The following is a 15,316-nucleotide window of genomic DNA, read 5'->3' as shown; positions in this document are numbered from 1 at the left end:
GCGCAAGCGTCTTTGCGGAAGCGGTGACAAGAAAGCCCAGTCTCACCGGGGAGAGTACGTATAAGCCGTAACCCATCGCGCAGGGAAGCCGGGTTGTTTCCGGTTACACCTGTGGTCCTACCCCCGTGCTTTCTACATTGCACGGGGCCCATGGGTGCGATCGGCACCCGGCTTTCCCTGCGCCCTCTCCTCGATGAGGGCGAAACGAAAGACAAGGCTCGGGCAATCATGTCGCGAGAATGCGAAACTGTGTCCCCACCCACAATTGTCATCGCCCGTGAAAGCGGGCGACCCAGTATGTCGCGGCCCATCGGCTCAAGCCAGCCGCCTCTGGATGCAGGATCACCCGCATATGCGCGGGTGATGACACCGTTGTCTGATATGTGAATCGGACCCCTTACCCGCGCAGCGCCTGCAGGCCCTTGAAAGTCAGGCGCTTGGGGTCGCGGACGCCGGCGAGATAGAGCTTGCGGATGAAGGCGATGACGGCGTCACGGTCGCAATCGGTCAGCGCAACCACGGCGTCAACCGCAATCCTCTGGGCTTCCATGGGACCAGGTCCTCCTGCAGCCTCGACCCGGGAAGCCTATGCGCCGCCGGTTAATCCGGCGTTAACCCTCCGGCCACGATCGCCGGTTCCGCCGCTGCCGCATATACGCCAAACAACGGATAGGCCGCGCCGATGCGCCCTCGACAGCTGCCGCCCTGACAAAAAGCCCCGGACGATGCCGGGGCTTTCGAGTGTCGATCGCAACGGACGCGGATCAGTAGCGGTAGTGGTCCGCCTTGTACGGGCCTTCCTGCTTGACGCCGATGTAGTCGGCCTGATCCTTGCGCAGCTCGGTCAGCTTGACGCCGATCTTGGCGAGGTGCAGGCGCGCGACCTTCTCGTCGAGTGTCTTCGGCAGCACGTAGACCTTCTTGTCGTACTGACCGTCCTTGTTGTTGGCGAACAGTTCGATCTGCGCCAGCGTCTGGTTGGTGAAGGACGCCGACATCACGAAGGACGGGTGGCCCATCGCATTGCCGAGGTTCACGAGGCGCCCCTCCGACAGCAGGATGATGCGGTGCTTGTCGGGGAATTCGATCTCGTCGACCTGGGGCTTGATGTTGGTCCACTTCAGATTGCGCAAGCTGGCGATCTGGATCTCGTTGTCGAAGTGACCGATGTTGCAGACGATGGCGCGATCCTTCATCGCGCGCATGTGGTCGATGGTGATGATGTCCTTGTTGCCGGTCGCGGTGACGAAGATGTCGGCGCGGGGCGCGGCATCTTCCATCGTCACGACCTCGTAGCCTTCCATCGCCGCCTGCAGCGCGCAGATCGGATCGACCTCGGAGACCATGACGCGGCAGCCGGCCTGACGCAGCGAGGCCGCCGAGCCCTTGCCGACGTCGCCGAAGCCCGCAACCATCGCGACCTTGCCCGACAGCATCACGTCGGTGCCGCGGCGGATGCCGTCGACCAGCGATTCACGGCAGCCATAGAGGTTGTCGAATTTCGACTTGGTGACGCTGTCGTTGACGTTGATCGCCGGGAACAGCAGCGTGCCCTTGTTGGCCATCTCGTAGAGGCGATGCACGCCCGTGGTGGTCTCTTCCGAGACGCCCTTGATGTTCTTGGCGATCGCGCCGAACCAGCCCTTCGGCTTCTCTTTCAGCAGGCGCTTGACCAGCGCGTAGAAGATCTCCTCCTCCTCGGAGGTCGGCTTGTCGAGAAATGCCGTGTCGCCCTGCTCGGCGCGGAAGCCCGCATGCACCAGCATGGTGGCGTCTCCGCCGTCGTCGAGGATCATGTTCGGAGTGCCGCCGCCGTGCCAGTCGAACAGTCTTGCGGTGTAGTCCCAGTATTCGGCGAGCGTCTCACCCTTGACCGCGAAGACCGGGATGCCGGCGGCGGCGATCGCGGCCGCCGCGTGGTCCTGGGTCGAATAGATGTTGCAGGAGACCCAGCGGATGTCGGCGCCGAGCGCCGCCAGCGTCTCGATCAAGACCGCTGTCTGGATCGTCATGTGCAGGGAGCCGGCGATGCGCGCGCCCTTCAACGGCTGCTTCGGGCCGAACTCCTCTCGGGTGGCCATCAGGCCGGGCATCTCGGTCTCGGCGAGCGAGATCTCCTTGCGGCCGAAATCGGCGAGCGTGATGTCCTTGACGATGTAGTCGGTGAAGCCGGGCTTCGTGGGGGCGTTCATGAGAGCGTCCTGTTGTTGAGCTGGTCGTTGCCGGGCGCCTCGAGGAGGCGAACCCGGACAATGGAAATGATGGAGGGATTCCGGGTTCGCCCGCTCGCGCGAGCGACCCGGAACGATGCAGGCGTTACAGCGCGCGCTTCAACGGCTCGACGAGATCGGTCTTCTCCCAGGAGAAGCCGCCCTCATTGTCCGGCGTACGGCCGAAATGGCCGTAGGCCGAGGTGCGCGCGTAGATCGGGCGGTTGAGGTCGAGATGGCTGCGGATGCCGCGCGGGGTCAGGTCCATCGCCTTGGCGACCGCCTTCTCGAGCTGATCCTCCGCCACCTTGCCGGTGCCGTGGGTGTCGATGTAGATCGACAGCGGACGCGCCACGCCGATCGCATAGGCGAGTTGCAACGTGCAGCGGTCGGCGAGGCCGGCCGCGACGACGTTCTTGGCGACGTAGCGCGCGGCATAGGCCGCCGAGCGGTCGACCTTGGTGGGGTCCTTGCCGGAGAACGCACCGCCGCCATGCGGGGCCGCCCCACCGTAGGTGTCGACGATGATCTTGCGGCCGGTGAGGCCGGAGTCACCGTCGGGACCGCCGATGAAGAACTTGCCGGTCGGGTTGATGTGCCAGATCGTCTTGTCGCTGATCCATTCCTTCGGCAGCGCCTGGCGCACATAGGGCTCGACGATGTCGCGGATCTGCTTGGACGAGATGTCCTCGACCAGATGCTGGTGCGAGACCACGATCTCGCGGACGCCGACCGGCTTGCCGTTCTCGTACTGCACGGTCACCTGGCTCTTGGAGTCCGGACCCAGCACCTTCTCGCGGCCGGAGTGGCGCGCTTCGGAGATCAGCCGGAGGATCTTGTGGGCGTAGAAGATCGGGGCCGGCATCAAGTCGGGCGTCTCGTTGGTGGCGTAACCGAACATGATGCCCTGGTCGCCGGCGCCCTCTTCCTTGTTCTCCGGCTGCTGCGCGTCGACGCCCTGAGCGATGTCGGCCGACTGCGGATGCAGCAGGATCTCGATGTCGCACTTCTCCCAGTGGAAGCCGTCCTGCTCGTAGCCGATGTCCTTGATCGCAGAGCGAACCACGCCCTCGATCTGGTCGTTGGTGACCGAACTCGGGCCGCGGGTTTCGCCGGCAATCACCACCTTGTTGGTGGTGGCGAGCGTTTCGCACGCTGCGCGGATCTGCCAGGGGTCGATCCCGGCCTTCGGCCCTTCGCGATAGAACAGATCGACGATCTCGTCGGAAATGCGGTCGCAGACCTTGTCCGGATGGCCTTCGGAAACCGACTCGCTGGTGAACAGATAGGACGCGCGCATCAGCAAAACCTCTCAGTGATCGCCATTCCGGCGGTGGTTGTCATGGGGTGTCATGGAATGTCAGTCTCGACGACGCGAGATGACGTAGGATTCGTCGTAGAACCAGAGCCCGTTGTGTCTGCGCAGAACCTCTCGGGTTGCATCGAGGGTCCTCGCGCTGTCAGTCATGTCGGTCAACCGATCGTCTTCAATCTGGGCGACATACACCGCCGCGTTCCAGGCTGCAAAGGCCGTGGAGGTTCCGATCGAACCGGTCACCTCGTTCGGCAGCGCCTCCATATCATATCGAAAGATCGAGCGGTTATCGGCGTATGCATTAAAGTTGAGCTCGCGACCGGCCGCGCCCAGTTCGTACTTCACAGCGCGCAATATCTCATGGCGATTGACGGCGAAAGGGTTTTCCCCGGGCCACACGGCTTGAATGATTTCAAGCCCCGGATCGTGGCCGTGGGAGTGGATTCCTATCAGGCGTCCGCCGCCGCGCAACGCCCGCGCCAGCGGCGCGATGATGTGTTTGGCACGGAAATTCACCGAGGCTTTGGCCCGATAGGGCTGCGAGGCGATCACGAGATCGAAATTGGCCTCGGTCTTGCCGGCCCGAGGGATGATGGAATCGAGCAGGAACCGGTGGTCGTCCCGGTACAGCACCAGCGCCACCGGACGCTCATAGATCGGCATGGCGGTTCGCGGGCTGACATTGGCACGCCAATTCTGCTCAAGAAATGGGCCAAGGTCTGCGATCTGCGCCTCGAATTCGCCCGACGAGCCTCCGCGCAACGGCACCTCGTGCCAGATCATGCTGGCGGCGGCGGCCGAGGATTTGGGCGCCAGCCAGGGTGCCTCGGCGTAATACATGTTGGTGAACACGAAGACGGTCGCAGGGTGCTCGAGCAGACGGTCGGGCACCTTGCCCAGCGTCAGCCGGACGTCTTCCAGGCTCAGTTCCTTCCCGGCCACGTAGAACGGCATGTGGGGAAAGCGAACATGCATGGCGCGCAACACGCGCGTCAGCACGGTGCCGTCGCCCATCCCGGCGTCGAACACGCGCAGCGCCGGCGGCCGCGGCTGGATAGCGGACAATTCCAGCGCAACCCGGTCGGCGATGACCCGCTTCTCGCTGCAGGTGTGGACAAACAGCAGGTAGCGCTGGCGGTTCTCGAAGAAGCGGAAATTGCCCCTGGGGTCGCGCTTCTCCGGCGGCACGACAAGGCCGCGGGGCGGCGCCATCCCGCCCGGCGTCGACGCGGCGATGAAGCCGTTGATGCGATCGAGCGTGTCGATGGTGATGCGCTTGCCCTCGCGCAGCCGGTGCACAAGCTTGCCGTCGTTGACGGAACGGCGGCCGAACGTCGTCTCCGCCATGTCGCTGCGACGGCAGAAATCCGTGATCTGACTGAGGATTTCGTCGTTCTTCATGGGGCCTGGATTGGGCGGGGCGACGGGTGGGACGAAAGTGGGCAGAGTTAGCAGGAACCGACCTCTTATCACCAATTTCCCACCAATTGAACCCCCTCTGCGGTCAGATCACAAAACATCTATCGGCGGCCATCTGTCGCCCGATTGTCGCAAACCTCTGCCCCTGGATGACACATGCGCCGCCTGCTCCTGATCCCCGCCCTGGTTGCCATTGTGTTGTGGGCCGCACCCTGCCTCGGCCAGTCACCCTCGCAGCTTGGCCCACTCTGCACCACCGAGACCACGCCGGCCGACCAGATGATCGCTGCCTGCAGCAAGATCATCGCGCTGAAGGTGTTTTCCGGCGAGAAGCTCGCGACGATATATTTCTGGCGCGCGGTCGGCTGGAACAAGAAGGGCAACTACCCGCAGGTGATTGCCGACGCCACCGAGGCGATCCGCCTCAAGCCCAGCGTCGCCATCTACAATCTGCGCGGCTCGGCCTATTACGACAAGGGCGAGTACGACATCGCAATCGCCGACTTCGACGACGCGCTGCGCATCGGGCCGCCGAGCGGCATCATCTTCCACAATCGCGGCAACGCCTGGCGCGCCAAGGGCGATTTCACCAGGGCGATCGCCGACTATGACGCCGCGATCAAGGCCGACCCCAAATCGGCCTTCTCCTATCAGAACCGCGGCATCTCGAAGCAGGCGCTCGGCGAGCTCGACGGTGCGCTGACCGACATCAACGAAGCCATCCGGATCGATCCGTCGCTGCCGCAGCCGCTGATCAATCGCGCCGTGATCTGGCGCGCCAGGGGCGACATCGACCGCGCGATTTCAGATGCGACCGAGGCGATCCGGCTGGCGAAGGCGAAAGCCCCTGCCAACATCATGACGCCGCCGGGCAGCGTGCTGATCTCGGCCTATACCCAGCGCGGCCTCGCCCACGAGGCGAGGGGCGACGCCGAGCATGCCAGGCAGGATTATGCCGCCGCCCTCGAAGGCCAGGCCTCCGATGCCGGCAGCAAGTCCAACCAGGCCACCGCGAAGGTGCGGCTCGCGCTGCTCAAGGAGGCGGACGCAGCGCCGCGCAAGGCCGCAGCCGCCCCGCCTGCCGCCGAGGCAAGCCCGAGCCCCAAACCGGCTGCGAGCGCGCCTGCTGCTGCAACGGCTACTCCGCCTGCAGCGCGGGCGCAGGCCGCGGCGACCGGCCGGCGCGTCGCGCTGGTGATCGGAAACGGCTCCTATGCCCATGTGACCGCGCTGCCCAATCCGACCAACGACGCTCGTGCGATCGCAAAAAACCTGCGCGACATCGGATTCGCCGTCACCGAAGGCATCAATCTCGATCGCAATGACATGCAGACCACGATCCACGAGTTCCTGCGCGAGGCGGCACAGTCGCAGATCGCGGTGGTCTACTACGCCGGCCATGGCGTGCAGATCGACGGCCGCAACTACCTCGTGCCCGTCGACATCGAATTCAAGGCCGGCGGCCGCATCACCGATGCGATGGTCGACATGGATACGATCCTGGCCGGGCTTGACGACCAGATCCGCACCAACATCGTGATCCTCGATGCTTGCCGCAACAATCCGATGGGGCCGCAGGTCGCCACCGCAGGCCCCAGTCGCGGCATCGAGGCCGGATCGGGCCTCGCCGCGCCGGCCTCGCTCGGGGCCGGCTCGACGCTCGGCGCAGGGACGCTGATCGCGTTCGCGACCGCGCCGGGCAAGGTCGCGCTCGACGGCGAAGGCGCCAACAGCCCGTTCTCGGCGGCACTGTCGCGCCATATCGGCACGCCCGGCCTCGAGGTGCAGCAGATGCTGACGCGGGTCCGCGCCGAGGTCGTCGCCGCAACCAGGGGCAAGCAGGTGCCGTGGTCGAACTCGTCGCTGCTCGGCGAGGTCTATCTGGCGGAGAAATGAAGCACTGGTCTATCCCCGTCATTGCGAGCGACGCGAAGCAATCCATGCGTCCACGCAGGGAAGAAACAGCAGAGGCTATTTCCCCCACACCTCGTTCGCGACCTCGACCGCGAGCCGCAGCTTGGCCCACTGCTCTTCCTCGGAGAGGATGTTGCCCTCCTCGGTCGAGGCGAAGCCGCACTGCGGCGACACAGCGAGCTGCTCGATGGGTGCGAACTTCGCCGCCTCCTCCAGTCGCCGCTTGATGTCGTCTTTTTTCTCGAGCTCGCCGAATTTCGAGGTGATGACGCCGACCACCACGACCTTGTTGCCCCTGGGCAGGAAGCGCAGCGGCTCAAAGCCGCCGGCGCGGTCGGAATCATATTCGAGGAAGTAGCCGTCGTAGTTGGTGCCCGCCAGCATGGTCTCGGCGACCGGCTCGTAGCCGCCGGACGAGATCCAGGTCGAGCGGAAATTGCCGCGGCAGACATGCGTCGTGATCACCATGTCGGACGGGCGATCGGCGATCGCGAAGTTGATGATGCGGGCGTAGATTTCCTGCAGCCCGTCGGGATTGTCGCCGCGGTCGCGCGACTTCTGCAATTCCTCCTGCGAGCAGAGATAGGCCCACACCGTGTCGTCGAATTGCAGATAGCGGCAGCCGGCCTCGTAGAACGCCTGCACCGCCTTACGGTAGGTCCGGCCGAGATCCTGGTAGAACTCCTCGAGATCAGGATAGACGTCCTTCGAGATCAGCTTGCGGCCGCCGCGGAAGTGCAGCACCGCTGGCGAGGGGATCGTCATCTTCGGCGTGACATGCGCCTGGTCGGCGTACTTCTTCAGGAATCTGAAATGATCGAGCATCGGGTGATGATTGGGGAAATCGAGCTTGCCGATCACCCTGATCGCGTCGTGCCGGGTCTGCACGCCCGCGAACTGAATGCCCGTGTCGGGATGGAACAGCTCGCAGCCGGTCAGGTGACTGAGGAAATCGAAGTGCCACCAGGAGCGGCGGAACTCGCCGTCGGTGGCGAGCTTGAGGCCGATCGAGGCCTGCTTGTGCACGACCTTCTCGATCTCCATGTCCTCGACCTTGCGCAACTCGTCGGCCGAGATTTCGCCCTTCTCGAGCCTGGCGCGGGCTTCCTTTATCTTGGCCGGCCGCAACAGGCTGCCGACCTCGTCGGCGCGGAATGGAGGCTTGGTTCGCTGCATGGTCAACTCCCTGAGATCAGTGCTTCGATCAATGCTTCTTGGCGCCGGAGACGCCGAGGTGGCGCTCGAGAACGGCGGGATCGGCCTTCAGCGCGCTGCTTGCGGCGTCGTGCACGATCGTGCCGCGCTCCAATATTACAACGCGGTCGGCGAGCCCGAGAATCTTTTGCGCATTCTGCTCGACGATGATCGAACAGATGCCACCCGAGCGCGTGATGGTTCCGATCGCCCTCAGCAGTTCCGCAACGATGATCGGCGCAAGTCCCTCGGTCGGCTCGTCGAGCAGCAGCACTTTCGGGTTCAGCGTCAGCGCGCGGCCGATCGCCAGCATCTGCTGCTCGCCGCCGGAGAGCTGGTTGCCGAAATTGCCCCGGCGCTCCTTCAGCCGCGGGAACATCTCGTACACGCGTCCGACCGTCCACGGCCCGGGCTGCGCCACCGCGGTCATGTTTTCCTCGACCGTCAGCGAGCGGAAGATGTTGCGCTCCTGCGGCACCCAGCCGATGCCGGCGCGCGCACGCTGGTCCGGCCGCAGTGTCGTAATGTCCGTGCCTGCGAGCGCGACGCTGCCGCCGAAACGCCTGACGATGCCGACAATCGAATTGATCAGCGTGGTCTTGCCGGTGCCGTTGCGCCCCAACAGCGCCAGCACCTGCCCCTCGGCTAGTGCGAGCGTCATTCCCGGCAGCACCACCGCCTCGCCATATCCGGCACGCAGGCCCTGGATCGAGAGCAGATCAGGCATCGGCCGCCTCACCGAGATAGACTGCCTTGACCTGCGGATCACGTGCGACCTCGTCGGGCGCGCCTTCGGTGAGCAGGCCGCCATTGACCAGCACCGAGATGCGGTCGGCGAAGGAGAATACCAGATCCATGTCGTGCTCGATCAGGAGCACAGTGACATCGCGCGGCAGTGCAGCGACAGCGGCCAGGATGTCGTGGCGCTCGCTCTCGGGTACGCCGGCGGCGGGTTCGTCGAGCAGCAGCACCCGCGGCTTGGCGGCGATGGCGACCGCGATCTCGAGCAGGCGCTGCTTGCCGTAAGGCAGCGTTGCGGTGAGTTCGGTCATGACGTCGAGCAGATGGAAGTGCGCGAGAATCTCGGCGATCTCCGCGTTGACGCCGTCGCGCGTCCCCATCCGCGGCCACCAGTCGCCGCCGCGCCCCATCCGTTCGGACACCGCCAGCCCGATGGTCTCGAGCGGAGAGAGGTCGGCATAGAGCTGGTTGATCTGGAAGGTCCGCGACAGGCCACGCAGCACCCGCTTGTGCACCGGAAGATCGGTGATGTCGGCGCCTTCGAGCAGGATGCGGCCGCTGTTCGGCTTGAGCACGCCGGTGAGCTGATTGATCACAGTGGTCTTGCCCGCGCCGTTCGGCCCGATCAGCGCATGGCGGGCGCCCTGCGTCACCTTCAGCGAGAGGTCGCGGGTGACGCGGAGGCCGCCGAAGGATTTCTCGAGGCCGCGGGTTTCCAGGGCTGTTGTCATGACGCGTCCCTCTCGGGAATGGCGACGACGGCCTTGCGTCCTGCAAACTGGCGGATGATCAGGTTTGGCACGAACAGCACCCAGCGATGGATGCGCGCGCGGCCGACCATCACCATCACGACCAGCACGAGGCCGATCCAGAACAGCCAGTATTGCGGGGTGATGCTCTGAAACAATTCCTGCAGCATCTTGAACACGACGGCGCCGATCAGGCCGCCATAGAGATAGCCGGTGCCCCCGATGACGAGCAGCAGCATCAGGTCGGCGGAGCGCTCGAAGGCGAAGACGTCGAGCGAGGCGAGCGCGGTGGTCTGGGTGAACAGCGCGCCGGCGATGCCAGCGTAGAACGCGGCGAGCGTGTAGACCGCGATCAGCCGGCGATTGACCGGTATGCCGATCGCGGCCGCGCGCAGCGGATTATTCCTGATCGCGCGCAACGACAGGCCGAACGGCGAATGCACGATCCGCCGCGCGAGCAGGAACAGGATGAACAGCACGATCAGCGAATAGAACAACCCGGTCTTGCCGAACATGTCGAAGGCGAACAGCCCGAGAATCGGCTGCATTTCGATACCCTGCAGGCCGTCGGTGCCCCCGGTGATATCGGAAAAGCGCTCGGCCAGCGCCTCCAGAAGCAGCGCGATGCCGAGCGTCACCATCAGCCGCGTCAGGTCGACACCGCGAATAACGAGGAAGCTGGTCAGGAAGCCGAGCACCGCCGCAACGAGACCGGCGGCGATGAGCGCAATCACGGGCTCGTTGATGACGCCGTGCAGCGCCAACAGTCCGGCGGAATAGGCGCCGACGCCGAAGAACGCCGCGTGGCCGAGCGAGACGATGCCCGCATAGCCGAGGATCAGATCGAGCGACAGCGCGAAGAGCCCGAGCCGAACGATGTCGGTCATGATCAGATAGCGCGACGGGAACAGGAAGGCGCAGGCCAGCGCCAGCACCCAGAACGCGACCTCGCTGATCCGCCAGCGCGCGCTGGCCACTGCATGGGAGGAGACGTCGGAAAGCGCAGTCATGTCGGGGCTCAACGCGCGGCGGTGCGGCCGAACAGGCCGTTCGGGCGCCAGATCAGGATCACGATCATGACTGTGTAGATCACGAACGGCCCCATCTTCGGCACGTAATATTTCCCCGCGACATCGGCGATGCCAAGCAGGAGCGAGGCAAGGAACGGGCCGGTGATGCTCGAGGAGCCGCCCACTGTCACAACGATCAAAAAGTAGATCATGAACTTCAGCGGAAAGTACGGATCGAGCCCGAGGATCTCTGCGCTGAGGGCACCGCCGAGGCCGGCGAGGCCACAACCGAATGCAAAGGTAAAGGCAAACACCTGCGGCACGTTGATGCCGAGCCCGATCGCGGCGCGCGGATCGTCGACCGCCGCACGCAGGCGGCTGCCGAACCGCGTCTTGGCCAGGATGAGCTGCAGGGCGACCGTCAACAGGCCGCAGATCACGATGATCATCAGCCGGTAGCGGCCGATGCCGACACCGAACAGATCGATCTGGCCTTCCAGCGCCGCCGGAAGCTTGATGAAGACCCGCGACGATCCCATCATGTAGTCGACCGCCGCCACCGACATGAAGACAAGGCCGATCGAGAACAGCACCTGGTCGAGATGACTTCTGACGTAGAGATGGCGATACAGCGTGCGCTCCAGCACGACGCCGATCGCGGCGCTGGCGACGAAGGCGAGCGGCAGTGCGGCGAAGAACGGCCAGCCGGAATTGTTCACCAGCACGGCGCAGACATAGCCGCCCGCCATAGCGAAGGCGCCATGCGCGAGATTGATGAAGTTCATCAATCCGAGCGTCACCGCAAGTCCGCACGCGAGCACGAACAGCAGCATGCCATAGGCGACGCCGTCGAACAGGTTGGTGAGGACAGAGGCCATGGATCAGCTCGTGCAGGGAAACATAGCAGAGACTACCCCGGGAACATCCAAAACATCGTCATGGCCGGGCTTGTCCTGGCCATGACGGGGAAAGCGCGGAGCATGTGCCCGGCAAAGGCGACCTCGTCACTTCTTGGTCTTGCCGGAATCCTTGACCGCGTTGAAGGTCTCGAACTCGACATTGTAGAGCTCGCCGTCCACCTTCTCGACCTTGCGGATATAGATGTTCTGCACGATATCGCGGGTTTCCGGATCGATCGAGATCGGGCCGCGCGGGCTCTCCCACGCCATCCCCTTCATGGCCTCGATCAGCTTGTCGCCATCGGTATTGCCATTGGTCTTCTTGAGCGCCTCGTAGATCAAGTGGATGCCGTCATAACCGCTCACCGCCATGAAGCCCGGGCGGTTGCCGAACGCCTTCTTGTAGGCGGCGACGAAATCCTTGTTCATCTGCGACGGGTGCGCTGCCGAATAGAGATGCGCCGTGACCGCTCCGAGCGCCGCATCGCCCATGTTGTTCAGCAGGTCATCGTCCATCACGTCGCCCGGTCCGATCACCTTGATGCCGCTCTTGTCGAGGCCGCGCTCGGCGTATTGCTTCATGAAGTTGCCGCCCTGCCCGGCCGGCACGAACACGAACATCGCGTCGGGCTTAGAATCCTTCATGCGCTGCAGGAACGGCGCGAAGTCGGGATTGGCCAGGGGGACCTTGACCTCCTCGACGATCTCGCCGCCGCCGGCCGTGAAGTGCTGCTTGAAGAAATTCAGCGCATCGTTGCCCGGCGCGTAGTCGGAGGTCAGCGTCGCCACCTTCTTGATGCCGTTCTTGGCGGCCCAGTCGCCGATGATGGTGGAGGACTGCGCCAGGGTGAAGCTGGTCCGCACGATATAGGGCGACCGCTCGGTGATGATGGAGGTGCCGGCCGCCATCACGACTTCCGGGATCTTCGCCTGGGTCGCCAGGGGCGCGGCGGCCAGCGCCGCCGGCGTCACGCCGAAACCGGCGATGAAACTGACCTTGTCGTTGACGATCAGTTCCTGGGCGAGGCGTTTGGTGTTGTCGGGCATCGCAGCGTCATCCTTCAGGATGATCTCGATCTTCTTGCCGGCGACGGTGTCGCCCTTCTGCTGCATGTAGAGCTTGATGGCGTTGTCGATCTGCTTGCCGGTCGACGCCTGGCCACCGGTCATCGGCAAGATCAGGCCGATCTTCACGGCATCCTCCGCGCGCGCCGGCGCGGCGGCGCAGAGCGCCGGGATGGCGGCCGTCGTGGCGGCCCACAGCAACATCTTGCGACGATCGAACATGAACGTTCCTCCCCCTTGCAGCCTTCTCGAACCGAGCCCCCGGCCCTGCCTTACGTTGGTTGACCCACGTGCTTTGCAGCCAAGCAGCAACGCGACATGGCGTCTTCCCCTGCCCCATTGTCAATCGGACGATGGGCGAGTGTTGAGCCCCGGCGAGGACAATCCATATAGTATTATGATACCATCAACGCAGGACGAAACTCAACCGCCAATGCAACACCACGCGATCCGGGATTCGCCGATCGCCATTTGTACGATTGTACAAATGGAATGAGGCTGTCAACAAAGCAGCACAATTGGGGAAGAAGCGTCGCGCCTCAAATCCAACATCCTGAAAGACAAGCATCCTATCCTGCCCCCATGCCAAACCGCATCCGCCATATCCTTGTCATGACCGCGCTCGTGTTCGCGGCCTCCGCGCTCAGTGGATGCAGCACGATCAACGAGAAGCTCGCGGCCGGAGCCGGCTATGTTCTCCCCGTCTGGGCCGGCGGCGAACCCGCCGACATTCCGCCACGGCAGGGAACGCCCGAATACGACGCGTTCATGAAGGAGCGGGAGCGCAAGCGCCTGCTACCTGCCGCCGAGCGCGGCGATGAGCCCAAGGCTGCGACCAAGCCGGCGACGACGTCGACATCGACCTCGCAGGACGCCGTGCATTAGGCCCCTCGAGAAGGCTAATCGACGAACACCACGGTCTTGCGCCCGTTCAGAATTACGCGGTCGGCGAGATGGCAGCGAATAGCGCGCGCCAGCACCCTGCGTTCGATGTCTCGGCCCTTGCGCACAAGATCCCCAGGGGTGTCGCGATGGCTGATGCGTTCGACGTCCTGATCGATGATCGGCCCCTCGTCGAGATCGCTGGTGACGTAATGCGCGGTGGCGCCGATCAGCTTGACCCCGCGCTCATGGGCCTGATGGTATGGCTTGGCGCCCTTGAAGCCCGGCAGGAATGAATGATGGATATTGATGCAGCGGCCGGACAACCGCGCCGACATCTCGTCCGACAGGATCTGCATGTAGCGCGCCAGCACCACGAGATCAGTTTGGGTGTCCTGGACCAGCTTCCACACCGCGTCTTCCTGCTGACGCTTGGTCTCCTTCGTCACCGGCAGATAATGGAACGGGATGTCGCCGAAATCGAGCGCGCCGTAGCTCTCGCGCGGGTGGTTGGAGACGACAGCGGTCGGGATCATCTCGAGCTCGCCGGTGCGCCAGCGATAGAGGATATCAACCAGGCAATGATCGGACCTGGACACCAGCAGCATCACGCGGCGGCGGCTGGCGCGGTCACGCATCTGCCATTCCATGCCGAAACGCTCGGCGATCGCCGTAAAGCCGGTCCTTAGCGCCGCCAACTCGACCACAAGGTCCGCCGCGGTGAACACCACCCGCATGAAGAACTTGCCAGTCTCGATATCGCTGAATTGCTGGGCATCCAGGATGTTCTGGCCGTTATGGGCCAGGAAGGTCGTGACCGCCGAGACGATCCCCGGACGATCCGGACAGGACAGGGTGAGAACGATCTGATGGTCGAGCATGCAAATTGACCAAGACTTGTGCAGGAGCGCGAAACGGCGAATTACGGCCCTCGTCTATCACCGCCGACGCTCTTGCGCCAATCCTGCCGCAGGGTTCAAATCGAACAAATGACGGCAATGTTCGTTAAGGCACTATCATGGCTGACCGGCTGAACGGCTATCGCATTCTGATCCTCGAGACCCGCGAAGAGGCGCAGTTCTCCCGCCTGCTCACCGATCAGGGCGCGGACGTGCTGCAATGTCCGATGTTCACGATCCACGATGCACCCGACCCGGCGCCGATCGAGGCCTGGATCCGGCGGGCAGTCGAGCGGCCGCTCGACGACCTCGTGCTGATGACCGGCGAAGGCCTGCGGCGTCTCATGAAGGTGGTGCGGCGGATCGGGCTCGAGGCGGAATTCGTCGGCGGCCTCGCCAGGGCGCGCAAATTCGCCCGCGGCCCGAAGCCCGGCCGCGCGCTGCGCGAGATCGGTCTGGAGCCGCAGATGACGACGGAGAAGCCGACCTCGGAAGGCATCGCCGAGATGCTTTCGAAGCTCGACCTCAGGGGCCATCGCCTCGGCCTGCAGCTTTATCCGGACAAGGATCACGGCCGGCTGATCGGCGCCATCACGGCGCAGCTTGCGGAGGTCGATTCGGTGCTGCCCTACGTCTATGACGCGCAGGTTGCCGACGCCAACATCGTCACTGCGATCAACGAAATGGCGCAGGGCCGCATCGATGCAATCGCGCTCACGAGTTCCGGCCAGGTCCGCCGCCTGATCGACGTCGCCAAGGCGCATCATTGTGAAGATCGGTTGCGCTACGGATTGAAGACAACGCCGATCGCCTCGATCGGGCCGGTCGTGTCGGACGAATTGCAGGCCCATGGCCTCGACGCGGACATCTATCCGGCGAACGACGCCTTCTTCATGAAGCCGCTGATCTCGGCAATGGCAACGGCGCTGGCGAAGAGCCCGCCACGAGCGGTAAGTTGCTGACATGCTCGCCGCTAATTCCGCGCAAATTTTGCGCTCAACGAGCGAATCGGCCGCCAT

The 15,316-nt window shown here is 64.1% G+C and carries 14 protein-coding genes; 3 read left to right on the top strand and 11 right to left on the bottom strand.

Going from position 1 to position 15,316, the window contains the following annotated elements:
* Window positions 1-397: 397 nt before the first annotated feature.
* The 4 genes from JQ586_RS31635 to JQ586_RS31620 form a co-directional block, all read right to left on the bottom strand.
* Window positions 398-550 (bottom strand): hypothetical protein, encoded by a 153-nt coding sequence (locus tag JQ586_RS31635; RefSeq protein WP_212398555.1) that lies wholly within the window; start codon window positions 548-550, stop codon window positions 398-400.
* A gap of 214 nt (window positions 551-764) precedes the next feature.
* Window positions 765-2,192, bottom strand: a complete 1,428-nt coding sequence (gene ahcY, locus JQ586_RS31630) for an adenosylhomocysteinase (RefSeq protein ID WP_212398554.1) — start codon at window positions 2,190-2,192, stop codon at window positions 765-767.
* A 124-nt stretch (window positions 2,193-2,316) separates the two neighbouring features.
* The gene (metK, locus tag JQ586_RS31625; protein ID WP_212398553.1) at window positions 2,317-3,510 is read right to left on the bottom strand and encodes a methionine adenosyltransferase; all 1,194 of its coding nucleotides are present in this window, start codon (window positions 3,508-3,510) and stop codon (window positions 2,317-2,319) included.
* Window positions 3,511-3,570: 60 nt separating this feature from the next.
* Window positions 3,571-4,926: a hypothetical protein gene (locus JQ586_RS31620; protein WP_212398552.1), complete on the bottom strand. Its 1,356-nt coding sequence runs from the start codon at window positions 4,924-4,926 to the stop codon at window positions 3,571-3,573.
* A gap of 174 nt (window positions 4,927-5,100) precedes the next feature.
* Here JQ586_RS31620 and JQ586_RS31615 point away from each other — a divergent pair, with 174 nt between their 5' ends.
* A complete protein-coding gene (locus JQ586_RS31615; protein ID WP_212398551.1) occupies window positions 5,101-6,840 on the top strand; it encodes a caspase family protein in 1,740 nt (579 codons plus the stop codon).
* Between the two features lie 75 nt (window positions 6,841-6,915).
* Here JQ586_RS31615 and JQ586_RS31610 read toward each other — a convergent pair whose 3' ends face one another.
* The 6 genes from JQ586_RS31610 to JQ586_RS31585 all read right to left on the bottom strand — a co-directional run bounded on the left by JQ586_RS31610 (window position 6,916) and on the right by JQ586_RS31585 (window position 12,738).
* Window positions 6,916-8,034 carry a cobalamin-independent methionine synthase II family protein gene (locus JQ586_RS31610; RefSeq protein WP_212398550.1) on the bottom strand — a complete coding sequence of 373 codons (1,119 nt, stop codon included), beginning with the start codon at window positions 8,032-8,034 and terminating at the stop codon, window positions 6,916-6,918.
* Window positions 8,035-8,062: 28 nt separating this feature from the next.
* Complete coding sequence (locus JQ586_RS31605; RefSeq protein ID WP_212398549.1) at window positions 8,063-8,779, bottom strand: ABC transporter ATP-binding protein; 717 nt, start codon at window positions 8,777-8,779, stop codon at window positions 8,063-8,065.
* A complete protein-coding gene (locus JQ586_RS31600) occupies window positions 8,772-9,524 on the bottom strand; it encodes an ABC transporter ATP-binding protein (protein WP_212398548.1) in 753 nt (250 codons plus the stop codon). The genes JQ586_RS31605 and JQ586_RS31600 overlap by 8 nt, the downstream gene beginning before the upstream one ends.
* A complete protein-coding gene (locus JQ586_RS31595; RefSeq protein WP_212398547.1) occupies window positions 9,521-10,552 on the bottom strand; it encodes a branched-chain amino acid ABC transporter permease in 1,032 nt (343 codons plus the stop codon). Before JQ586_RS31595 ends, JQ586_RS31600 begins: the two co-directional genes overlap by 4 nt.
* Window positions 10,553-10,560: 8 nt before the next feature.
* On the bottom strand, window positions 10,561-11,430 hold the full coding sequence (locus JQ586_RS31590; RefSeq protein WP_212398546.1) for a branched-chain amino acid ABC transporter permease: 870 nt from the start codon (window positions 11,428-11,430) through the stop codon (window positions 10,561-10,563).
* 126 nt (window positions 11,431-11,556) lie between these two features.
* Window positions 11,557-12,738: an ABC transporter substrate-binding protein gene (locus JQ586_RS31585; protein WP_212398545.1), complete on the bottom strand. Its 1,182-nt coding sequence runs from the start codon at window positions 12,736-12,738 to the stop codon at window positions 11,557-11,559.
* A 390-nt stretch (window positions 12,739-13,128) separates the two neighbouring features.
* Here JQ586_RS31585 and JQ586_RS31580 point away from each other — a divergent pair, with 390 nt between their 5' ends.
* Window positions 13,129-13,401 (top strand): hypothetical protein, encoded by a 273-nt coding sequence (locus JQ586_RS31580; RefSeq protein WP_409411034.1) that lies wholly within the window; start codon window positions 13,129-13,131, stop codon window positions 13,399-13,401.
* A 14-nt stretch (window positions 13,402-13,415) separates the two neighbouring features.
* Here the strand turns inward: JQ586_RS31580 and purU are convergent, their stop codons facing one another.
* Window positions 13,416-14,279, bottom strand: a complete 864-nt coding sequence (gene purU / locus JQ586_RS31575) for a formyltetrahydrofolate deformylase (RefSeq protein WP_212398543.1) — start codon at window positions 14,277-14,279, stop codon at window positions 13,416-13,418.
* Between the two features lie 137 nt (window positions 14,280-14,416).
* On the opposite strand from purU, the gene JQ586_RS31570 reads away from it, so the two are divergent.
* On the top strand, window positions 14,417-15,259 hold the full coding sequence (locus JQ586_RS31570; RefSeq protein WP_212398542.1) for a uroporphyrinogen-III synthase: 843 nt from the start codon (window positions 14,417-14,419) through the stop codon (window positions 15,257-15,259).
* Window positions 15,260-15,316: the final 57 nt, after the last annotated feature.

The organism is Bradyrhizobium jicamae (genome assembly GCF_018130215.1).
Classification (GTDB): Bacteria; Pseudomonadota; Alphaproteobacteria; order Rhizobiales; family Xanthobacteraceae; genus Bradyrhizobium; species Bradyrhizobium jicamae_A.
Note: the sequence above shows the minus strand (reverse complement) of the source record. Positions and strands in the feature narration are given on the sequence as shown.